The sequence below is a fragment of the Sphingobium sp. IP1 genome, from assembly GCF_002708645.1.
Lineage (GTDB): Bacteria > Pseudomonadota > Alphaproteobacteria > Sphingomonadales > Sphingomonadaceae > Sphingobium > Sphingobium yanoikuyae.
Map to the genome: position 1 here is coordinate 1 of NZ_NOIW01000095.1, position 20,790 is coordinate 20,790.

Below are 20,790 nucleotides of genomic sequence, written 5' to 3' on the forward strand. Positions count from 1 at the left end.
GCGTAGCGGCGGTCTACGGTCGATAGGGCAGAAGCTCGCTGCGCTCGCAACCCACCCCAACCCCTCCCTAGAAGGGAGGGGCTATGTCTTGTTTCCACCCATTCCAGCTACCTGAACCTGCCCGTCCGCTTTCCACCCATTCCGGCCATTTGGCAGTGCTACGCAACCCGGGGCATCATGCCCCGTAACGGCCCTCTTCCACCCATTTTTCGGTGAGCGCGTTGGCGGCATCGACATCCTGCGGGAAGTCGACTTCCTGCCATTCCAGCCCCTCGATCGACACGGTGCCGACCCGGTTGCCCTTGGCGATGATGTCGATTGCGCGCAGATACCAGCGGGCAACGCCTTCGGGCGTGCGCATCATCTGGTCGACCTGGTTGCGGAAGATCGCCGGCCCTTCGCCCACGAACGCCAGCATGCCGATCGATTCGGCATTGGTATCGGGCGGCAGCAGCCGCTTGCCGATATGGTGCAGGCGACCGCTCTCGTCCCGGTTCACCTTCATGTCGTCATCGTCATAGTCGCCGTCGGGCTTCACATCGACGGTGACGGTGATCGCGTCCTTGGCACCCGAGACCAGCTTCGCGACGATCTCGTCCGACACGATGGTGTCGCCGTTCAGGATGATGAAGTCCTGATCCATCTCCTCGCGCGCGATCCAGCAGCTGCCCAGATTGTCGGCGACCTGGAAGAAGGGATTGAACAGCGTGCGGATGCGCGCGCCGGTCTCGCGATAAAGCTGCAGCGCATGATCCTCGACCCGCTCGGTGCGGAAGCCGGTGACGACGACGATGTCGGTCACGCCATTGGCGACCAGCGCGGCGATCTGCCAGCTGATCAGGGTGCGGCCGTTGAAGTCGATCATGCACTTGGGCACGTCACGGGTCAGCGGCAGCAGGCGCGAACCCTGGCCGGCGGAGAGGATGATGGCTTTCTTGATGGTCATGCCCGCGCTTTAGAGCGATTTCGCAGCGCAGGGAAGAGAAGGACGCATTTGCGCAATGCGCCGCCCTTCCCTAGATAGACGCCCGCCAGCAACAAACGGCGTGTCACGCGAAAGGCTCCTGTTCCGGTGAAGTTGAAGCGCGCAAAGGGTAGCAGCGCACAGGATGGCTTTGCCCGTATCCTGGCCAATACCGGCTGGTTGCTGGGCGGCAAGGGCGTGGGCGCGGTGCTGAGCCTTGCCTATCTCGCCATCGTCACCCGCACGCTGGGCGTTGCCGATTTCGGCCGCTTCGCACTGGTGCTGAGCGCCGCCAACGTCATCAAGACGTTGGTGTCCTTCGACAGCTGGCAGATCGTCGTGCGCTATGGCCAGCCGCATCTGGCGGACGGCAACGGCAATGCGCTCAACCGGGTGCTGCGCTTCTGCATCCTGATCGACCTCGCCTCGGCCGTGGCCGGCGGCCTGATCGCCGCGATCATCATCCTGGCCTTTGGCAACCAGCTGCAACTGGGGCCGGGCATGGGGCTTCAGGCCTGGCTGTTCTGCATGGTGATGATGATCACCATCCGCTCCTCCCCCACCGGCATATTGCGCCTGTTCGACCGGTTCGATTCGGCCGCCGTCGCCGAAACCATGATCCCGGTCGGACGGATGATCGGCGCGGGCCTGGCCCTGGCGCTGATGCCCGGCATCACCGGCTTCCTGATCGCCTGGGGCGCCGCCGAATTGCTGTGCGCGGCGGCCTATTGGTATCTCGCCCTGCGCGAAGGCAAGGGACGGCTTGGCAACTGGACCGCCGGCCGGGCGCTCGATGCGCGCCACGAAAATCCGGGCATCGTCGGCTTCCTGACCGCCACCAACCTGCAGACCAGCCTGTCCGCCATGGGACAGCAGGTCGCGGTGCTGGTCGTCGGCCTGTTCGTCGGGCCGGTGGGCGCGGGCCTCTATCGCCTCGCCAACCAGCTCGCCCAGTCTCTGACCAAGATTTCCAGCCTGCTCTCGCGCAGCATCTTCGTCGAACTGTCGCGCACACAGTCCAGCCATGGCGTGGATGCGCTGCGCTCCCTGTTCCGCCGCACCAACCGGCTCGCGCTGATCGCCGGCGCCATCATCATCGCGCTGATCCTGACCATCGGCCATCCGCTGCTGGGCCTGATCGCGGGCAAGGAATTCCTGCCCGCCTATCCGCTGCTGATGCTGCTGGGCGTGTCGGCCTGCATCGACCTGGTCGGCGTCAGCTATCGCCCGCTGCTGATGGCGACCGACCGGGCCGGCCTGTCGCTGCGCATCACCTTTGCCTCCACCCTGCTGCTGCTGGGGATGCAGGCGGTGCTGCTGCCGATGAATGGCACGATCGGCGCGGCGATCGCCAATATCGTCGCCTCGATCGCCGGCTTCCTGATGATGGGACTTGCCACCCGCCATGCGCTGGCGCTGCGCGATACGCTGCCGCCGAAGCCCGACGCGAACTGAGCGACACCAGCGCGCCATCCCTGGATCGAGGGGGGAGAGGAACGACGCACTGGTGCCGCGCCCGGTTCAGCCTGATGAGACCGGGCTAGGGAAATTCAATAATATTTGAAGGCGGTTACCACCCCATTCTGGGTGCTGCACTTGAACGTCTTCTTGACCGTCTTCTGCTTGCCATCCTTGTCGATCACGACATTGACCAGCGCGCGCACGGCGCCGCGGCTGTCGCTTTTCTTGTCGGTATCCTCGACCTCGCGCAGGGTGACGTCGATCACGCCCTTCTTCGCGCCCTGGGCCTTGGCTTCGTTCAGGCAGGCGGCGACCGATACGTCGCGGGCATCATTGCTGACCGGAGTGACCGGGGTCGGCGCCGGCGGCGGGGGCGCCGCTTCGGGCACTGCCTGTGCCATCAGGACGAGGGTGGCGGGCAACAATGCCGCCAGGGGCAGAATCTTGCGCATGCGGGTGCTCCCTTCATCGGGCCCATCTGCCGGGTCCGATTGTTTCTAGCATGCAGCCACAGCGCGCGGCATCGGGAATAACCCGATAGGGAGACGCCCGGCCCCTTAGCGCGCGAGGATGGATTCGATCAGCACGATGTCGTCGGGCTTGTCGGCATCGATGCAGGCTTCCGCCTGGTCCATCGCCACCAGCCGCGCGGTCAGGCCGAAACGCCGCCCCACCCGCGCAATGCCGCCGCGCAGGGTCAGGATGCGCAGCAGCGCGCCGACCAGCGCCAGCGGGCCGAAGGCGGACAATATCTTCCAGCCCTTCTTCCGGTCCTGCTCGACATCCTGCCACAGCGCGATCACCGGGCGCGCTTTGGCGCTGCCGAACCAGAAGATGTTCGCGCCCGACCACCAGCCGTCGCGGAATTTGAGCCAGGTGCGGCGCGACTGCGGATAATGGGCCAGCAGGGTCGTCTTCTCGACCATGGCGACGGCGATATCGGCGCCCGTCGCCTCCGCCACGAACTGATCCAGCATCGCCGCGTCGAGCAGCACATGGTCCGCCGTCGTCATCAGCAGCGGGAAAGGCAGGTCCGCCTTCTCCATCAGCTCCAGCAGCGACGAGGCAATGCCCTTGCCGCCGCGCTCGAACCGCACGCGCGGATCGCTGGCCAGCCAGGCGGTGGCCGGATCATCGGCGAAATATTCGGGATTCTGCGTCAGCACCACCAGCTGGCCGATCGCCGGATGGGCGAGCAAGGCGCGTGCCGGGCGGTTGATCATCGGCTCCCCCGCGACCGGCACCAGCGGCTTGACCGGCACGCCGGCAGCGGTGGCGAGCGGATCGGCGATCGGCCGCGCGCCGGCCAGCAGGATCGCAGTGATGGTGGCGGGATCGGAGGATGTCATGCCCGCTCGTTAGCCGAGCGAGCCACCGCCGCAAAGCCGCTTATTTCCCCGCAGCAGCCGGTGCGCCCGCGGTCGGCGCGGTCGCCGCCACCTCATGCGTGCCGACCTTCAGCCCCTTGAGCTGGGCCAGGCGCGCGCGGAAGGCGACCAGATTGCTGCCGGTCAGTTGCGCCGTCGTGGTGAACTTCACCGACAGCGGATTGACCACCTGCCCACCCCGATACAGCTCATAATGAAGATGCGGACCGGTCGACAGGCCGCTGGAGCCGACATAGCCGATCACCTGGCCGCGCCGCACCCGCTGGCCCGGCACCGCCGCGATCCGGCTCATATGGGCATAGCCGGTGGCGAGCCCCCCGCCATGGGAAATGCGGACATAATTGCCATGGCCGCCATGGCGGCCGGCAAAGGCGACCACGCCGTCGGTCACGGCATAGATGGGCGATCCATAGCGCGCGCCGAAATCGATGCCGGCATGCATGCGGGTATAGCCCAGGATCGGATGGCGGCGCATGCCGAAGCCCGACGTCATGCGGGCGCCATCCACCGGCGCGCCCAGCACGCCGCGTTTTTCACCCACGCCCGATGCCTCGAACCATTCGGTGCGGCCGTCGCTGGTCCATTTCAGCATGTCGACCGCCTTGCCCCGCGCCCGGCGGAAACCGGCATAGAGCAGCTCGCCCACCTCGACATCGCCGGTTTCGGCGCGATGATATTCGGTGATGATGTCATAGCGGTCGCCTGCGCCGATCGATCCCAGATCGACCTGCTTGGCGATCACCCGCAGGAAGGCCTGCACCGCCTTGGGCGGCGCGCCAGCGGCGCGGGCCGAGCGATAGATGCTGTCGCCGACCACGCCCTGGATGCGCAGCGGGGTATTGTCGACGCGAATGGGCACGCGCGTCACCTGCAGCACGCCGCCGACCCGGTTGAGTTCGACCGCCAGGTCGAGCCGCGCGCGGAAATTGAGCTTGTCGAGCGGCCGGGGCGATGTGCGGCTGGCACGACGGCCCAGGATGATATCGAGCCGGGTGCCCGGCTTCACCCCCGCGCCGATATCCCCGCCGACCATGCTGGTCACGGTCGCAACATCGCCGCTGCTGACGCCGGCACGCGACAAGGCGCGGGCCAGCGTGTCGCTGCTGCCGATCTGGGCATTGAGTTCGATCTGCGGCCGTTCGGGCGTTTCCTTGAGCGGCTGCACCGCATCGGTCGCGCCCATCCGCCGGCCACTGTCCGCGCCCAGCGCCAGCGGCGTGATCATCTGGCTGCGCACCTCGTCATATTGCGCGGGCGCCAGCAGGGGCTCGGGCGCGCCGGGCACCGGCTGGAAACCGGGCGAGAGATAGAGGGCGGTGGCGCACAGACCAAAACAGGTGGCAAGGCCGCGGAACCAGGTAAGGCTGCCGACATTCTGCCCCAGGTCCGGGACCAGATTGACGTCCTCCGCCCAGTCGCGCAGGCGCGTGCGCCAGTCGCGCGGCGCCGCCGGTCGCTGCAGACTGTCCGCCAGCCATAGCGACATGGACGCGCCACCCTGCTGAAAACCCGACTGATTATCCTGGAACAAAAGCCGCAACCCCCGGGGTGCTTTTTATCGCATCGCCAACGCAATGGTCCCCGCGCCATGCGTCGGACCGCACCCTTGTGAACGCGCAGGGTTAAAGTCAATTTAAGACGCCGCCATGACCCGCGCCGCTGCGACGAAACGTGCCCATGGCCGGGCAGAGTTCCGTTAACCAACGGAACATCGGGCCGATCGCGCAAAGTCCTTGCCCTGCCCGCCATCCTGCACGACATAGGCCCCATCATGGCCCAGTTCGCCCGTTCGCCCGTCACCGCTGTGCTGGGCCCCACCAATACCGGCAAGACCCATCTCGCCGTCGAGCGCATGTGCGGCCATTCGAGCGGCATGATGGGCTTTCCGCTGCGCCTGCTGGCGCGCGAAGTCTATGACCGCGTCGTCGCGATCAAGGGCGCGCAGCAGGTCGCCCTCATCACCGGCGAGGAAAAGATCGTGCCGCCGGGCGCGCGCTATTTCCTCTGCACCGCCGAATCCATGCCCATCAGTGGCGTAGGCCGGCAGGCCGGAGCCGACGCAAAAAAGGCCGGCAGGGAAGCCGCTGCGATGACCGGCGGCCTCAGCGATTTCGCCTTTGTCGCGCTGGACGAGGCACAGCTGGGCGCCGATCCCGAGCGTGGCCATATCTTCACCGATCGCATCCTTCGCGCGCGCGGCCGGGAGGAAACGATGATCCTGGGTTCCGCCAGCATTGCGAAGACAGTCAAGAGCCTTGTCCCGGAGGTCGAGATCATCGGCCGGCCGCGCTTCTCCACCCTTAGCTATGCCGGCGCCAAGAAGCTGTCGCGCCTGCCCCGCCGTTCCGCCATCGTCGCCTTCTCGGCCGAGGAAGTCTATGCCGTGGCGGAAATGCTGCGCCGCTTCCGGGGTGGCGCAGCCGTCGTCATGGGCGCGCTGTCGCCCCGCACCCGCAACGCCCAGGTGCAGATGTTCCTGAATGGCGACGTCGATTATCTGGTCGCCACCGACGCGATCGGCATGGGCCTCAATCTCGACGTCGCCCATGTCGCCTTCGCCTCGCTGCGCAAGTTCGATGGTCGCCGCTCGCGCCGGCTGACGGTCGCCGAAATGGCGCAGATCGCCGGCCGCGCGGGGCGCCATCACAAGGATGGCACCTTCGGCAGTCTGGGGTCGGAGGATGGCGACGCCGCCTTCACGCCGGAAGAGATAGAGGCGATCGAGGCGCATCGTTTCCCTTCCGTCGACCAGCTTTTCTGGCGCGACGGCGCGCCGCGCACTGACAGCATCGATCATCTGATCATCGATCTGGAGGCGCGGCCCGATCGCCCGGAACTGCGCGCCGCGCCGCAAGCGGTCGACCTCGCCGTGCTGCGCCGCATGGCCGAAGACCCGGAGGTCCAGACCCGCGTCCGCTCCAAGCGCGATGTCGAACGGCTCTGGGCCGCCTGTGGCCTGCCCGATTTCCAGAAGCTGGGCGCGGAACATCATGCCCGCACCGTGGCGCGCATCTGGCGTTTCATCGCCGGCAATGGTTCGGGCTTTGGCGGCCATATCCCGCGCGACTGGTTCGCCCAGCAGATCGCCCGCCTCGATTCGGTCCAGGGCGATATCGACACCTTGTCGGGCCGGATCGCCGCCGCGCGCACCTGGTCCTACATTGCCCATCGTCCCGACTGGCTGGCCAATCCGGTGGAGATGGCGGAACGCACGCGCATGCTGGAAGAAAAGCTGTCCGATGCGCTGCATGCGGCCCTGACGCAGCGTTTCGTGGACCGACGCACCTCTATTCTGCTAAGGGATATCGGACAGAATGCGAGCAATCTGCCGGTCACGGTCGACCCGGATGGGACGGTCTGCGTCGATGGCGAGACGATCGGGCGACTTGACGGATTTCGTTTCTCAGTCGATCCCGCTACGCGACTCCAGGACAGAAAGCTGTTGCTGGCGGCGGCGGAAAGGCGCCTTGGAAAGGTATTACGAGTGAAGGCTGACGAATTGATGAGCGCTGCGGATACGGATTTCGCGCTCATGGACGATGCGGGACAAACGCCGGGCATCGCCTGGCAGGGAACCCCGGTCGCAACGCTGATGGCGGGCGCAGGCCTGCTCGCGCCCGAAATCCGGCTCGATCGCGCGCTCGCCGCGCTGGGCCCGGATGTGCAGAAGCAGGTGACGACCCGTCTGGCGACCTGGTTCGAGGCGCAGAAGCAGAAGCATCTGCTACCGCTGGTCAAGATGAGCGAAAGCGCTGCCGATCCGGCCGTGCCCGCCGTCGTCCGCGCGGTCTTCGCCCAGCTGGCCGATGCCGGCGGCGTGGCGCCGCGACTCGACCTCGATTCGGCGCTCGGCCATCTCGACAAGGACCAGCGCCATCTGCTGCGCCGCGCCGGCATCGATATCGGCGTGCTCGATCTCTATCATCCCGGCCTGTTGAAGCCGGGCGCGGCGCGCTGGCGCGCGGCGTTGCAGGCGGCCCGCATCGGCAAGCCCTGCCTGCCGCTGCCCCAGCCGGGCCTGACCCTGATCCCGACCGGCGACAAGCCCCAGGAAATGGGCGCCCGCATCGCCGGCTTCCGCAGCTTCGGTCCGCAGATGCTGCGCATCGACATGGCCGAGCGGATGGCCCGCACCGCGCATGAGACGATCGCGAAGAATGAGCCGTTCAGCGCGCTCAGCCCGCAGATCGTGTCGCTGGGCCTCAGCGAAGAGGCGTTCCTGCAGCTGATGCGCGCCGCCGGCTTCCGCCCGATCGATCCGGTGCCGACCCCGGCGCCCGTCGCCGAGGCACCGGCCGGAGCCGCGCCCGCCGTGGAAGGCACGGACGTGGTCGAAGCAACCGACGCTGCGCCTGAAGCAACGGCGGAAACCGTTGCCGAGGCCCCCATCGAAGCGGACGCAGAGGCACCTGTCGAAGTGGCGACCGAAACCCCGGCCGATGCGCCCGTCGCCGCCACCGGCGCCAACTGGGTGTTCAAGGGCCGGCAGAAGGGCCGCCCGCAGGGCGATCGTGGCCCGCGCGGCCCCCGCCGCGACCAGCAGCAGCGCCCCGAAGGCAAATTTGCCGGCAAGGGCGACAATCGCGGCGAAGGTCGTGGCGACAACCGTGGCGGCAAGGGCGGCGATCGCGGCCCGCGCAAGGGTGGCGACCGCGACGATAATCGCGCGCCGCGCGCTACCCCCGCCAGCCACAAGGCCGCCACCAGCAACCATGCCTTCGCCGGCCTGGCCGAACTGCTGGGGCGCAATGGCTGACCCCAAGGGGGCCATGACAATGCCAGGGAAGGGGCCAGGGACGGGCCTCGGCCCGTCCCTGCGCATCGACAAATATCTGTGGTTCGCGCGCCTGTCGAAAAGCCGATCGACCGCGCAGAAGCTGGCCGAGGACGGCCATATCCGCCTCAATGGCCGGCGCATCGACCGGTCCCATGCGCCGGTGCGCGCCGGCGATCTCATCACCTTTCCCCACGCCGCCGGCGTCCGCGTCGTCCGTGTGATCCAGTTGCCCAGCCGGCGCGGCCCCGCGCCCGAGGCGCAGGCCTGCTATGAGGAACTGACGGTCGGCAGCTAAACCCGCCGCCGATCGCCTGGTTCAGAACCGGTAGGCGAGCGCCAGAAAGCCGTTCGGCCGCGTCGCATGCTCGACCAGCGGGCTGTCCTTGACCCGGCCGAGCAGACTGGTCGCCCCGACCGATCCGGTCACGCTCCAGCGGCTGTCGAGCCGATAGACGATGTTGAGCAGCGCCGAGACATCCTTGAACCCTGCCTTGCCGCGATATTGCGCCAGTCCGGACGCTGCCGCCTCCCGCGCATTCACCCCGAAATAGCCGTCCATATGCTTGCCGTCGGCAAAGCTGGTGGCGATCGAGGGGGTGATGATGAGCTTGGGATTGACGATGACCGGATAGGAGAGGCTGGCGTCAGCGATGAAGCCGCCGGTGCTGCCGGTAATGCCCTGCGTCGCGCCCAGCGTCGCCACCACGCCGCCGCCGGTCAGATTGGCGAATATGCGCCCGCCCACGCCCCAGGACAGCCGATCGATACCCGTCGGCACGTCGCGCCGGCGATAGCCGGGCATCGGCGTGACGCCAGCACCGATGGTCAGCGCCCGGTCATCGACCAGATTGAGCCCCACGCCATTGCGGAAATTGGCAAAGAAGCGCCCCTCGACAATGTCGATCGCGGGCAGCGGCAGCACGCGATAATCGTCGGCGCCCTGATAGACCGGCGTCACCGCCGCACCCAGGCCGACGACGATCCGGTCCTTGCTCGGCTGCCCCACCGACTGGCGCGAACTGGTAAGATCCTGCGCCTTGACTGCCACCTGCGCAGCTGCGCCCATGGCGAGGAGCGCGATGCTCGATCGGACCATCGTCGATTTCATTATGCAAATCCCTGTCGAAACGGCCGTCCGAAGATCGACCAGCCCCCATGCCGGCGCACGGGCATCCATGGCCCGGCACAGTAATTTCTAGGCAATATACTGTAAATACAGCACAATGTTTCCCGACAATGTCCAGCATCGGCCCGACGCAGGAAGATCACAACTCATCCTGCATATTTGCTCGGCCCATCGACCAGATGGTCAGAACTGGTCGGCGATATCCATCAGGCCCAGCAGCTTGCGCGGCGCGATCTGGCGCCAGCTGGCGTGGAGCCGTTCGCTAATATGGTCCCAGTCGGTATCGCCGAGGTCGAGGCGAATGCCGACCCAGTCATTGCCGAAATAGGCGGGGCGGTAATAGCGGTCCGGATCGGCCTCGATCAGGGTTGCCTGTTCCTCGGGCGCGGTGGTCTTCACCAGCACGGCAATGATGCCGTCGCCATGATGGTCGCGGGTGAAATAGGCGAATTTCTTGCCCTTCACGATGCCGAAGCAGGGCATGCCGTGCGACACGATCTCGTCCGCCTGCGGCAGTGCCAGCGCGGCCTCGCGCACCTTGTTCAGCAGCCAGTCGGGCTGGCGCTCACGGGTGACGAAATCGGCGAGCGTGCGCGAATAGAGCTGATGTTCGGCGATCAGGATGCGCCCGGCCAGACTGTCGGCCGTGTCGCCGGGCAGGATCGCCACCGGGGTCTGGCCCAGCACCGGGCCATCGTCCAGTTCGGCGGTGACGATATGGACGGAGCAGCCGGCATGGCTGTCGCCCGCGTCGATCGCGCGCTGATGGGTGTCGAGGCCCTTATATTTGGGCAGCAGGCTGGGATGGATGTTGAGCATCCGGTCTTCCCAGCCGGACACGAATTCGGGCGACAGAAGCCGCATATAGCCGGCGAGCGCGACATATTGGACGCCCGCGGCACGCAATTGCGCATCGATCACCGCGTCGAACTCGGCGCGCTTTAGCCCCTTGTGGCTCTGGCCGAAGGTGGCGATGCCCTCGGCCGCGGCAAGGGCCAGGCCGGGGGCTTCCGGATCATTGGCGGCGACCAGCACGATCTCGAACGGACAGTCCTGCGCCTTCGCCGCATAGAGCAGGGCCGCCATGTTCGAGCCACGGCCGGAAATCAGGACGCCGATCTTTGCTTTGGTCATGGGGTCTCCCCTCCCGCTGGCGGGAGGGGCCGGGGGAGGGCCTGTCTTAAAGGCGATCCCTTGGAAAACCCTCCCCTAACCCCTCCCGCAGGCGGGAGGGGGATTGGTGGTGCTTGTCAGCCCAGATGCGTGGCCGACCAGTCGGCCTTTGCGCTCCAGGTTTCGGCGCTGCCCTTGACGGTGCAGCCCTTGTCGCCTTCGCTGACGGTGCCGACGCGGAACACGGTTTCGCCCGCATCCTCCAGCGCCTGGGTGACGCCCACAACATGCGCCTCGTCCACCGCCAGGATCATGCCGATGCCGCAGTTGAAGGTGCGCGCCATTTCTTCCGGCTCGATATTGCCCTGGGCCTGGAGGAAGGCCATCAGGCGCGGCTGTTCCCAGGCGTCGGCATCGACCGTGGCATGGGTGCCTTCGGGCAGCACGCGCGGGATATTTTCCAGCAGGCCGCCGCCGGTGATGTGGGCAAGCGCATTGATCATGCCGGCGCGAACCAGCGGCAGCAGGCTCTTCACATAGATTTTGGTCGGCGCCATCAGCGCGTCGATCAGCAGCACTTCATTGTCGAACAGCGCCGGGCGATCGAGCTTCCAGCCCTTGTCGGCGGCGAGACGACGAACCAGCGAGAAACCGTTGGAGTGGACGCCCGAGGAGGCGAGGCCAATGAGGACGTCGCCGGCCTTCACCTTGTTGCCGGTCAGCGCCTTGGAGCGTTCCACCGCGCCGACGCAGAAGCCGGCCAGGTCATAGTCGCCGTCGCTGTACATGCCGGGCATTTCGGCGGTCTCGCCACCGATCAGCGCGCAGCCGGCCTGGCGGCAGCCCTCGGCAATGCCGGCGATGACGCGTTCGGCGACGCCCGACTCCAGCTTGCCGGTGGCATAATAGTCGAGGAAGAAGAGCGGCTCGGCGCCCTGCACGATCAGGTCGTTGGCGCACATGGCAACGAGGTCGATGCCCACGCCGTCATGGCGATCATGGTCGATCGCCAGCTTCAGCTTGGTGCCCACGCCATCATTGGCCGCGACCAGCAACGGGTCGTCATAGCCCGCCGCCTTCAGGTCGAAAAAGCCGCCGAAACCGCCCAGTTCGGCATCCGCGCCGGGGCGACGGGTGGCCTTGGCCAGGGGGGCGATGGCACGGACAAGGGCGTTGCCCGCGGCGATGTCGACGCCAGCCTTGGCGTAGCTGTAGGATTCGTTGTCGCTCATGAGGCTGCGCTCTACGTTCGAAACGGTCCGATGTCGAGTTTTGCGCGGCCATTGCTTCCATATCCCGTTCGCCCTGAGCGAAGTCGAAGGGCATCGCTTCGCTCAGCCCGAACGGGAAAGGTCGTGCAGGTTCGCGCTTGGCATGCGGGGCAAATCTCGCCAAAAGGACGCCCGTGATCCTTGCCAAGACTCTTCCCAAGACCTTGCGGCGCCTGTCGTTCCCGCCAGCGCTTGCTCTCCACGCCCTTTCCCGCCCGGCGCAGATCGTCGGCGCGGTGGGAATCGGCCTGGTCGGCGCTGCGCTGTTCGCCCAGATGGAGGGCGAACGCGGCGTCCCGCCGATAGCCAGCGGCGGCGATTATGAGGTGCGTGGCGTGAAGGTCGACGTCCAGGCCGGCAGCGCCGATGCGGCCCGCTATGCCGGCTGGCGGCTGGCCCAGCGGCAGGCGTGGAAGATGCTGTGGACCCGCACCCATGGCGGCACCGGCGTGCCCAGCCTGTCCGATTCGCAGCTCGAAGCCATGATCTCGGGCATCGAGGTCGAGTATGAACAGGCCGGCCCCGGTCGCTATGTCGCGACGCTCGGCATCCTGTTCGACCGCGCGCGCACCGGCCAGTTGCTGGGCGTTTCCGGCAATGTGATGCGCTCGCCGCCGCTGCTGGTGATCCCGGTCATGTGGGATGGCGGCTCCGCCGTATCCTATGAACGGGTCAATGAATGGCAGAAGGCCTGGGCCCGTTATCGCACCGGCGACAGTGCGATCGACTATGTCCGCGTCGCGGGCTCGGTCGCCGACCCGGTATTGCTCAACGCCGGCCAGACCGGGCGGCGCGGCCGCCTGTGGTGGCGCGTGCTGCTCGACCAATATGGCGCCGCCGATGTGGTGATCCCGATGGTGCGGCTCGACCGGCAATGGCCCGGCGGCCCGGTGACGGCCAATTTCACCGCCCGCTATGGCCCGGACAACAGCCTGATCGGCAGCTTCGCGCTGCGCGCGTCGAACGACAGCGGCATCCCGCAGATGCTGGATGAGGGCGCACGCCGGGTCGACGAGCTTTATATCCGCGCGCTCAATGACGGCCGCCTGCGGCCCGATCCGTCGCTGATCATCGAGGAACCGGTCGACCCCAGCGCGCTGGCGATCGAGAATGCGACCGAGGCGCCGATCGAGGCGGTCGACATGCCGCTGCCCACTGCTGGCGCCAGCGTTACCAGCTTCGCGATCCAGTTCGACACGCCCGACGTCGGATCGGTCACCGCTGGCGAATCGGCCTTGCGTAGCATTCCGGGCGTCCGCTCGGCCGCGACCAGCAGCCTGGCGCTGGGCGGCACGTCGGTGATGCAGGTCAGCTTCGAGGGCACGGCCGATGCGCTGCGCACCGGATTGCAGGCCCGCGGCTACAGCGTGGCGGTATCGGGCAACACCATGCGCATCTCGCGCCGGCAGGCGCCCGCAGGACAGCCATGAGCCAGATCAGCCTGCCCTTCGAATGGCAGGGCCAGGGCGAGGAGTTTCTGGTGAGCGAGGCCAATCAACTGGCCGTTGCCCATCTGGAACGCTGGCGCGACTGGCCTGTGTCCGTGACCGTGCTGACCGGCCCGCCCTTGTCGGGCCGTTCGGCGCTGGGCCGCCAGTTCGTCGCGATGAGCGGCGGCAGCGTGATCGACGATGCCGAGGGGCAGGACGAGCATATGCTGTTCCATGCCTGGAACGAGGCGCAGACCGAGCATCGCCCGCTGCTGATGATCGGCCGCACCTCGCCACTGCGCTGGACGGTGGCGCTGCCCGACCTGCGATCGCGGCTGGCCGGATCGCCCCATGTCGCGATCGAGGAACCGGACGAGGCGCTGGCGCTGGCGCTGATCGAACGGCGGCTGGGCGCGTCGGGCGCCAGCTTCGCGCCGGACCTTGCGCCCTGGCTGCTTCGGCGGATAGAGCGCAGCTATGGCGCGATTGCGGCGGTGACGGCGCTGCTGGATGAGGCATCGCTGTCATCTGGACGTAAGATTTCGGTCGCACTGGCGAAAGAGGCCCTGCAATCTGCAGGAATCTTGCCTATAGTCCCGCCCGATCCCACCAACGACCAGCGCGAGTAATCCGTGGCCGAAGCCGATCCCATCGCCAGCCTTTCGCCCGCGGGCGAGCGCTATTTCAACCGCGAGCTTTCCTGGCTGGCCTTCAACCAGCGGGTGCTGGAAGAGGCGATGAACCGGGCCCACCCGCTGCTCGAACGGCTCCGCTTCCTGTCGATTTCGGGTGCCAATCTCGACGAATTCTTCTCCGTTCGCGTTGCCGGCCTCAAAGGGCAGCAGTTGCAGGATGTCGATCTGCGGTCGGCCGACGGCCTGACCCCGGCGCAGCAGCTCGGCGCGATCACCGAGACCACGGCCAGCCTGATGCGCGCCCAGCAGAAGGTCTGGGGCGCGCTGCATGGCGAGCTGGTGCAGGTCGGCATAGAGGTGATCGGTCCGTCCGCGGAAATGGATGCCGGCTGCGCGCAATGGCTGCGCGAACATTTCCTGACCCAGATCTTCCCGATCCTGACGCCCCAGGCGCTGGACCCGGCGCATCCCTTCCCCTTCATCCCCAATCAGGGGCTGTCGATCGTCTTCGACCTCGAACGGCTATCGGACAAGCAGCCGATCCGCGAACTGGTGATGATCCCCTCCTCGCTCGCCCGCTTCGTGCGCATTCCGGGCGAACCGATGCGCTACATGGCGCTGGAGGCGGTGATCCGCCGCTTCTCGGCCGATCTCTTCCCCGGCTATCGCGTCCGCAACAGCGGCGTGTTCCGCATCATCCGCGACAGCGACATCGAGATCGAGGAAGAGGCGGAGGATCTGGTCCGCTATTTCCGCAGCGCCATCAAGCGCCGCCGCCGCGGCCGCGTGATCCGCATGGAGATAGAGGAACGCATCCCCGAACCGGTCGAGGAAATGCTTCAGGACATGCTCCAGGGCCATGAAGCGATCGTGGTCGAGGTGGAGGGCTTCATCGGCATCGGTGACCTGTCCGGCATCGTCGACGCCGACCGCCCGGACCTCAAGTTCGAACCCTATGCCCCCCGCTTCCCCGAGCGCATCCGCGAATATGGCGGCGACTGTTTCGCCGCGATCCGCGCCAAGGACATCGTCGTCCATCACCCCTATGAGGCGTTCGACGTCGTCATCTCCTTCCTGAAGCAGGCCGCGTCCGACCCGGACGTGGTCGCGATCAAGCAGACCCTCTACCGCGCGGGCAAGCAGTCGGCGATCATCCGCGCCCTGATCGACGCGGCCGAGGCCGGCAAGTCGGTGACCGCGGTGGTCGAGTTGAAGGCGCGCTTCGACGAGGAACAGAATCTGATGTGGGCCGACGCGCTGGAACGCGCGGGCGTCCAGGTCGTCTATGGCTTCATCGACTGGAAGACGCATGCCAAGGTGTCGATGGTGGTGCGGCGCGAGGGCGATCAGTTCCGCAGCTATTGCCATTTCGGCACCGGCAACTACCACCCGATCACCGCGCGCATCTATACCGATCTCAGCTTCTTCACCGCCGATCCGGCCTATAGCCGCGATGCCGCCGCTTTGTTCAACTACATCACCGGCTATGTCGAACCGCAGCGGCTGGAAAAGCTGGTCATGTCGCCCCGCGACCTGCGCGACACTTTGTGCGCCTGCATCGATGCGGAGATCGACCATGTCCGCGCCGGCCGCCCCGGCACCATCTGGGCCAAGATGAACAGCCTGGTCGACCCGGCGATCATCGAGAAGCTCTATGCCGCCAGCAATGCCGGGGTGCAGATCGACCTGATCGTGCGCGGCATCTGTTGCCTGCGCCCCGGCGTGCCGGGCATGTCGGAAAATATCCGGGTCAAGTCGGTCGTCGGCCGCTTCCTGGAACATAGCCGCATCACCGTCTTCGGCAATGGCAAGGCACTGCCCAATAATGGCGCGAAGGTCTATATCAGCTCGGCCGACTGGATGCCGCGCAACTTCGACCGCCGCGTCGAATTCCTCGCGCCGGTCGAAAATCCCACCGTCCATGACCAGATTCTGGATCAGGTGATGGTCGCCAATCTGATCGACACCGAACAGAGCTGGGTGCTGGACCGCGACGGCCATTATACCCGGCTGGAGCCGGGCGACCGGCCGTTCAACCTGCACCGTTATTTCATGACCAACCCGTCGCTGTCCGGGCGTGGCGCAGCGCAGGAGCATGGTGCAGTGCCGACCCTGCGCCTGCGTGGCCGGGCCTGATCGCGCCATGAACTCGATGCTCAGCCGCGTGCGCGCCATGGCGGAGACCATGGCGACCTCGCCCGAACCCGCCACCGCGCGCTCGGCGATCATCGACATCGGCTCCAACAGCGTCCGCCTGGTCGTCTATGACGGGCCGCGCCGCATCCCCTTCATCCTGTTCAATGAAAAGGTGATGGCGGGCCTGGGCGCCTCGCTGGCCAAGACCGGTGCGATCGAACCGGAGGCGATGGAGCGCGGCCTGCGCGCCATCGGCCGCTTCGCCCATCTGTGCCGCGACATGCGCGTCACCGACATACGCTGCGTGGCGACGGCCGCCGTCCGCGACGCCACCAATGGCGCCGAATTCATCACCCGTGCAAAGGCGATGGGCCTGACCGTCGAACTGCTGTCGGGCGCGCAGGAGGCGATCGGCGCGGCCATGGGCGTGCTGTCGGGCATTCCCGATGCCGACGGCATTGTCGGCGACCTGGGCGGCGGCAGCCTAGAACTGGCGCGCGTGCGCAAGGGCGCGGTCGAACAGACCATCTCGCTGCCGCTGGGCGTGCTGCGCCTGCCGCAGATCCGGGCCAAGGGGCCGCGCGCGCTCGATCGCTGCGTCGCCAAGATGCTGGAAAAGGCCGGCTGGCAGGCGGAGCCGGACCTGCCATTCTACCTTGTCGGCGGCTCCTGGCGCTCGCTCGCCCGCTTCGACATGCAGCTTACCCATTTCCCGCTGCCGGTGGTGCATCAATATGAGATGAGCGCGGCCCGCGCCGAACAGCTCACCCGCATCATCTCCCATGTCGACAAGGGCCGGCTGAAGCAGATCCCGGCGATGACCGGATCGCGTGTGCCGACCCTGCCGGATGCCGCCGCGCTGCTGTCGGTCGTCGTGCGCCAGCTCAAGTCCAGCCGGATGATCGTGTCGGCCTATGGCCTGCGCGAAGGGCTGCTCTACGAAAATCTGCCCGACGATATCCGCGCTCATGACCCGCTGCTGGTCGCGGCCGAGGCGGAGGGCGAGGCGCAGGCCCGCTTCCGCGGCCATGGCGACCGTATCGACCGCTGGATCGCGCCGCTCTTCCCCGACGATGACAAGGGGGCTCGCCGCATCCGCCGCGCCGCCTGCCTGTTGGCCGATGTCAGCTGGCGCGCCAATCCCGATTTCCGCGCCGAACGCGGCGTCGAAATCGCCCTGCACAGCAACTGGGTCGGCATCACCGCCGCCGAGCGGGCGATGCTGGGCCAGGCGCTGCACACCCATTTCGGCGGCGATGTCGGCACGCTGCCCAACCTCGACCGCATGGCCAGCCCGGACGCGCTGCGCCGCGCCGCGCTCTGGGGCCTCGCCATCCGCCTGGCCCAGCGCCTGTCGGGCGGCGTCGAAGGCCCGCTCGCCATTTCCCATCTGGAACGGCATGGCGACCGCATCGACCTCCACCTGCGCGACGAGGACGCCGATCTCTACGGCGAAGCTGTCGAACGCCGGCTGCGCAACCTCGCCCAGGCCATGGGCCTCAAATATCAGTTGCTCGGCGGGCAGGGCTAGGCCGACACCGACCGCGCCCGGTCAGGACAGGGCGATCGCTTCCCGCACGACCAGCACCGGCACGCCGTCGCGCACCGGATAGGCGAGGCCCGCCGCGTCCGACACCAGCGCCTCGCGCGCGCCGTCCCAGCGCAGCGGCGTGCGTGTCGCCGGGCAGACCAGCTTGGCCAACAGCCAGGGATCGATCGGGGCCATCTCTTCGCTCATGATCTCGCTCATTGCATCGTCGCGCCGCCGTCGCGCTCGGCGCGACCGACGATCTGCATCAGCTGGATGATCCGGTCGGCCCGCTCGCTCAGCGTATCGGCCTCCAGCAGGGTCTGCTTGGCCGCCGGGTCGAACGGCGCGATCTGGGCGATGCCGTTGACCAGCGCCGTGTCGTCCAGCCGCGACACCGCCGTCCAGTCGACCGCATAGCCCAGCGCATCGGCAAAGCGGCGCGATTCCTGCTCCAGCGCCGCCCGCTCGACCAGATGCAGCACCTCATCCTCCGGCGCCTGCTCGACCTCCGCCTCGATCTGGCGGAACAGCGTCGACACCTCCAGCTCGCGCACCAGCCGGAACCGAGCAAGGCCAGTCAGGATGATGTTGAACCGGCCATCGTCCAGCGCCTCGATATGGCTGATCCGCCCCAGGCAGCCGACGTCGAACAGCGGCGGCTTCTGCCCCTCGCTGCGCGGCTGGATCATGCCGATGCGCCGGTCGCGCGCGGACGCATCCTGTACCAGCGCGCGATAGCGCGGCTCGAAGATATGCAGCGGCAGCTCCATGCCCGGCAGCAGCAGCGCGCCGGACAAGGGAAAGATCGAGATACGCGCGCGGTTCACCGGCTCACCGATCCTTTACGAAAACAGGATCTGCGACAGCTTGCGGCGCTGCGCCGCCACCCACGGATCTTCCAGCCCGACCGCCTCGAACAGGGTCAGCAGCTGGGTGCGCGCGGCGCCATCATTCCAGGCCCGGTCGCGGCGCACGATCTCCAGCAGCTGCTCGGCCGCGCCATCGCGGTCGCCATTGCCCATCAGCCCGGTCGCCAGCTCGAAGCGCGCTTCATGATCGTCGGCATCGGCCGCCAGCCGCGCCTCGACCCCCGACAGGTCGGCCACGGGCCTGGCATTGCGGGCCAGCGCCAGCGCCGCCTTGGCGCGCTCGATTGCCTGGTCCTTCTGCATCTCGGCGGGCAGTTCGGCGAACAGCGCATCGGCCTCGTCCAGCTGCCCCAGCGCCACCAGCGCGCGCAGCAGGCCGCTCAGCACTTCGGCATTGTCCGGCGCGATGTCGGCAATCTGCTGGAACACCGACAAGGCGCGCTCCGCCTCGCCGCCGGCCAGCATCTCCTCACCCATCGCGATCAGCGGCGCGATCTCCTGCGCCTGCGCCTTCTCGTCCGATTCGATCGGCAACTGGCTCAGCAGCTGGTCGAGATACTGCTTCAACTGCCCCTCGGTCCGCGCCTGGCTCAGGTCCGCGACCGGCTGGCCCTGGAACACGGCATAGACGGTCGGGATCGACTGGACGCGGAACTGGCTGGCGATGAAGCCATTTTCATCGACATTCACCTTCACCAGCTTGACGCCCTTGCTGGCATAGTCGGCGCACACCTTCTCGATCACCGGCGCCAGCTGCTTGCACGGGCCGCACCATTCGGCCCAGAAGTCGACGATCACCAGGCTCGTGCGCGAAGGCTCCACCACATCCTGGCGAAACGCCTCCACGGCCGCCTTGTCGGCCTCGCTCAGTCCCAGGGTCGCCACGCTTCATTCTCCTGCAATGCGGTTAGTCGCCGCCGTCATACAGCGCCTTATGTGGGGCGTCACCCCCACCCCTGCCAGAGTTGGCCGACAAGGTCGCGGCCGCCCGCATCGTTACAGGAAATATTTGAGCCGGATCGCCTGCCGCACCGGCGCGCCGCTCACTACGAACTCGGCCGACCGGAAGCTGGGCGCGCCAAAGCGCAGCACCGGATTGCGCGAAAAGCCCACCCCTTCGCGCGGAATGCCGGCAAAGGTATCCAGCTTGCCATTGCCATTTTCGTCATGGATGATCGCGATCGCATAGTCGCCCGGCGCCAGATTGCCGAGCGGGATGGCATTGCCCGTCGTCGCCACGATCAGGTGGCGCTTGTCGGGATCCTTGCTGCAATCGGGGAAATAATCGGCCGATCGCGCCACGCAGATCAGGATGCGCCCCTTGGCCGATCGCAGCCCCTCGGCCGTCATGCTGATCGGCTGGGCCAGGTCCACCGGCGCCGCCCCCGCCAGCCCTGCCATCGCCACCACCGCAAATAGCACCCGACCGATCACACCTGCTTCTCCCTGAAATCACCCAGCCCCCGGTCGGTGCCGCACAGCCGGTCCCAGACGCGAAAATAAAGGCCATAATTGCACCGATATTGTTCATGATGCCGCTGATGATGGCTGGCGGTAATCAGCCAGCGGCCGATCGGCCCGCGCACCATCCAGCGCGGAAACATCTCCCACCCCATATGGTTGGACACGCCCATGATCGTCATGATCGACAGCACCACGCCCAGCGCGCCGACATGGATCGGGATCAGGAAGACCAAAGCCGGGATCACCACCGCCCCGGTCAGCGCCTCCCACGGGTGAAAGCTCATCGCTGCCCAGGCGGTTGGTGGCCGGCTGGCATGATGCACCGCATGGGCGATGCGGAACAGCCGGGGTGCGTGCATCCACCGGTGCGTCCAGTAGAACCATGTGTCATGCGCGGCGAGATAGAGCAGCACCGACATCGGCAGATACCAGAGCGGGTAGCTGCCGATATCCTCATAGATGCGCGTCCACCCCCGCGCCTGCCAGCCCCAGGCGACGATACCGGCGGGGATGCCATAGATCGCCGCGGACGCCAGCGACCAGCCAATCTCCCGCCCGATCTGTCGCCCCTGCCCGCGATAGAGGCCCGGCTGCCGCCGCCCTGTCGCCCCCGCAAAACCGCCCC

At 67.1% G+C, this 20,790-nt stretch carries 19 protein-coding genes; 7 read left to right on the top strand and 12 right to left on the bottom strand.

Annotated elements, in window-relative coordinates:
• Positions 1–175: 175 nt before the first annotated feature.
• Positions 176–946 (bottom strand): sugar phosphate nucleotidyltransferase, encoded by a 771-nt coding sequence (locus CG471_RS23325; RefSeq protein ID WP_017503263.1) that lies wholly within the window; start codon positions 944–946, stop codon positions 176–178.
• Positions 947–1,072: 126 nt separating this feature from the next.
• On the opposite strand from CG471_RS23325, the gene CG471_RS23330 reads away from it, so the two are divergent.
• On the top strand, positions 1,073–2,419 hold the full coding sequence (locus CG471_RS23330) for a lipopolysaccharide biosynthesis protein (RefSeq protein WP_099233924.1): 1,347 nt from the start codon (positions 1,073–1,075) through the stop codon (positions 2,417–2,419).
• 95 nt (positions 2,420–2,514) lie between these two features.
• Here the strand turns inward: CG471_RS23330 and CG471_RS23335 are convergent, their stop codons facing one another.
• From CG471_RS23335 to CG471_RS23345, 3 genes are all read right to left on the bottom strand, one after another.
• Positions 2,515–2,877, bottom strand: a complete 363-nt coding sequence (locus CG471_RS23335) for a hypothetical protein (RefSeq protein WP_099233925.1) — start codon at positions 2,875–2,877, stop codon at positions 2,515–2,517.
• A 105-nt stretch (positions 2,878–2,982) separates the two neighbouring features.
• Positions 2,983–3,774, bottom strand: coding sequence for a nucleotidyltransferase family protein (locus tag CG471_RS23340; protein ID WP_099233926.1), 792 nt, complete (start codon positions 3,772–3,774; stop codon positions 2,983–2,985).
• A gap of 40 nt (positions 3,775–3,814) precedes the next feature.
• The gene (locus CG471_RS23345) at positions 3,815–5,299 is read right to left on the bottom strand and encodes a M23 family metallopeptidase (protein ID WP_257211664.1); all 1,485 of its coding nucleotides are present in this window, start codon (positions 5,297–5,299) and stop codon (positions 3,815–3,817) included.
• Between the two features lie 285 nt (positions 5,300–5,584).
• Between CG471_RS23345 and CG471_RS23350 the strand changes: the two genes are divergently transcribed.
• Both CG471_RS23350 and CG471_RS23355 read left to right on the top strand, forming a co-directional pair.
• The gene (locus CG471_RS23350) at positions 5,585–8,569 is read left to right on the top strand and encodes a helicase-related protein (protein ID WP_099233928.1); all 2,985 of its coding nucleotides are present in this window, start codon (positions 5,585–5,587) and stop codon (positions 8,567–8,569) included.
• Positions 8,570–8,588: 19 nt separating this feature from the next.
• Positions 8,589–8,885, top strand: coding sequence for an RNA-binding S4 domain-containing protein (locus CG471_RS23355; RefSeq protein WP_037510259.1), 297 nt, complete (start codon positions 8,589–8,591; stop codon positions 8,883–8,885).
• Between the two features lie 21 nt (positions 8,886–8,906).
• On the opposite strand, the gene CG471_RS23360 is transcribed toward CG471_RS23355, so the two are convergent.
• The 3 genes from CG471_RS23360 to purM all read right to left on the bottom strand — a co-directional run bounded on the left by CG471_RS23360 (position 8,907) and on the right by purM (position 12,061).
• Entirely contained in the window at positions 8,907–9,698 is a 792-nt protein-coding gene (locus CG471_RS23360; protein WP_099233929.1) for a MipA/OmpV family protein, read from the bottom strand.
• A gap of 201 nt (positions 9,699–9,899) precedes the next feature.
• The gene (purN, locus tag CG471_RS23365) at positions 9,900–10,850 is read right to left on the bottom strand and encodes a phosphoribosylglycinamide formyltransferase (RefSeq protein ID WP_099233930.1); all 951 of its coding nucleotides are present in this window, start codon (positions 10,848–10,850) and stop codon (positions 9,900–9,902) included.
• A gap of 116 nt (positions 10,851–10,966) precedes the next feature.
• Entirely contained in the window at positions 10,967–12,061 is a 1,095-nt protein-coding gene (gene purM / locus CG471_RS23370) for a phosphoribosylformylglycinamidine cyclo-ligase (protein WP_037510193.1), read from the bottom strand.
• A 173-nt stretch (positions 12,062–12,234) separates the two neighbouring features.
• On the opposite strand from purM, the gene CG471_RS23375 reads away from it, so the two are divergent.
• The 4 genes from CG471_RS23375 to CG471_RS23390 are packed head-to-tail and all read left to right on the top strand — an operon-like array spanning position 12,235 to position 17,832.
• Entirely contained in the window at positions 12,235–13,530 is a 1,296-nt protein-coding gene (locus CG471_RS23375) for a hypothetical protein (protein ID WP_099233931.1), read from the top strand.
• Positions 13,527–14,159, top strand: a complete 633-nt coding sequence (locus CG471_RS23380; protein WP_004211120.1) for a hypothetical protein — start codon at positions 13,527–13,529, stop codon at positions 14,157–14,159. Before CG471_RS23375 ends, CG471_RS23380 begins: the two co-directional genes overlap by 4 nt.
• 3 nt (positions 14,160–14,162) lie before the next feature.
• Positions 14,163–16,301: an RNA degradosome polyphosphate kinase gene (locus CG471_RS23385; RefSeq protein ID WP_099233932.1), complete on the top strand. Its 2,139-nt coding sequence runs from the start codon at positions 14,163–14,165 to the stop codon at positions 16,299–16,301.
• Between the two features lie 7 nt (positions 16,302–16,308).
• The gene (locus tag CG471_RS23390; protein ID WP_026108968.1) at positions 16,309–17,832 is read left to right on the top strand and encodes a Ppx/GppA family phosphatase; all 1,524 of its coding nucleotides are present in this window, start codon (positions 16,309–16,311) and stop codon (positions 17,830–17,832) included.
• Between the two features lie 21 nt (positions 17,833–17,853).
• On the opposite strand, the gene CG471_RS23395 is transcribed toward CG471_RS23390, so the two are convergent.
• The 5 genes from CG471_RS23395 to CG471_RS23415 all read right to left on the bottom strand — a co-directional run.
• Positions 17,854–18,039: a Trm112 family protein gene (locus CG471_RS23395; RefSeq protein WP_257211665.1), complete on the bottom strand. Its 186-nt coding sequence runs from the start codon at positions 18,037–18,039 to the stop codon at positions 17,854–17,856.
• A gap of 8 nt (positions 18,040–18,047) precedes the next feature.
• On the bottom strand, positions 18,048–18,659 hold the full coding sequence (locus tag CG471_RS23400) for an LON peptidase substrate-binding domain-containing protein (RefSeq protein WP_099233934.1): 612 nt from the start codon (positions 18,657–18,659) through the stop codon (positions 18,048–18,050).
• 15 nt (positions 18,660–18,674) lie between these two features.
• Positions 18,675–19,586 (bottom strand): tetratricopeptide repeat protein, encoded by a 912-nt coding sequence (locus CG471_RS23405; protein WP_099233935.1) that lies wholly within the window; start codon positions 19,584–19,586, stop codon positions 18,675–18,677.
• A 111-nt stretch (positions 19,587–19,697) separates the two neighbouring features.
• Positions 19,698–20,135 (bottom strand): DUF2141 domain-containing protein, encoded by a 438-nt coding sequence (locus tag CG471_RS23410; RefSeq protein ID WP_099233936.1) that lies wholly within the window; start codon positions 20,133–20,135, stop codon positions 19,698–19,700.
• A partial coding sequence (locus tag CG471_RS23415) for a sterol desaturase family protein (protein ID WP_099233937.1) occupies positions 20,132–20,790 on the bottom strand: 659 nt, incomplete at its 5' end. The genes CG471_RS23415 and CG471_RS23410, both read right to left, overlap by 4 nt.

Bases quoted from the DNA above. Each gene is read 5' to 3' on its own strand.
- CG471_RS23325 (WP_017503263.1), bottom strand. From the start codon at position 946: ATGACCATCAAGAAAGCCATCATCCTCTCCGCCGGCCAGGGTTCGCGC.
- CG471_RS23335 (WP_099233925.1), bottom strand. From the start codon at position 2,877: ATGCGCAAGATTCTGCCCCTGGCGGCATTGTTGCCCGCCACCCTCGTC.
- CG471_RS23340 (WP_099233926.1), bottom strand. From the start codon at position 3,774: ATGACATCCTCCGATCCCGCCACCATCACTGCGATCCTGCTGGCCGGC.
- CG471_RS23345 (WP_257211664.1), bottom strand. From the start codon at position 5,299: ATGTCGCTATGGCTGGCGGACAGTCTGCAGCGACCGGCGGCGCCGCGC.
- CG471_RS23350 (WP_099233928.1), top strand. From the start codon at position 5,585: ATGGCCCAGTTCGCCCGTTCGCCCGTCACCGCTGTGCTGGGCCCCACC.
- CG471_RS23355 (WP_037510259.1), top strand. From the start codon at position 8,589: ATGCCAGGGAAGGGGCCAGGGACGGGCCTCGGCCCGTCCCTGCGCATC.
- CG471_RS23360 (WP_099233929.1), bottom strand. From the start codon at position 9,698: ATGAAATCGACGATGGTCCGATCGAGCATCGCGCTCCTCGCCATGGGC.
- purN (WP_099233930.1), bottom strand. From the start codon at position 10,850: ATGACCAAAGCAAAGATCGGCGTCCTGATTTCCGGCCGTGGCTCGAAC.
- purM (WP_037510193.1), bottom strand. From the start codon at position 12,061: ATGAGCGACAACGAATCCTACAGCTACGCCAAGGCTGGCGTCGACATC.
- CG471_RS23380 (WP_004211120.1), top strand. From the start codon at position 13,527: ATGAGCCAGATCAGCCTGCCCTTCGAATGGCAGGGCCAGGGCGAGGAG.
- CG471_RS23390 (WP_026108968.1), top strand. From the start codon at position 16,309: ATGAACTCGATGCTCAGCCGCGTGCGCGCCATGGCGGAGACCATGGCG.
- CG471_RS23395 (WP_257211665.1), bottom strand. From the start codon at position 18,039: ATGAGCGAAGAGATGGCCCCGATCGATCCCTGGCTGTTGGCCAAGCTG.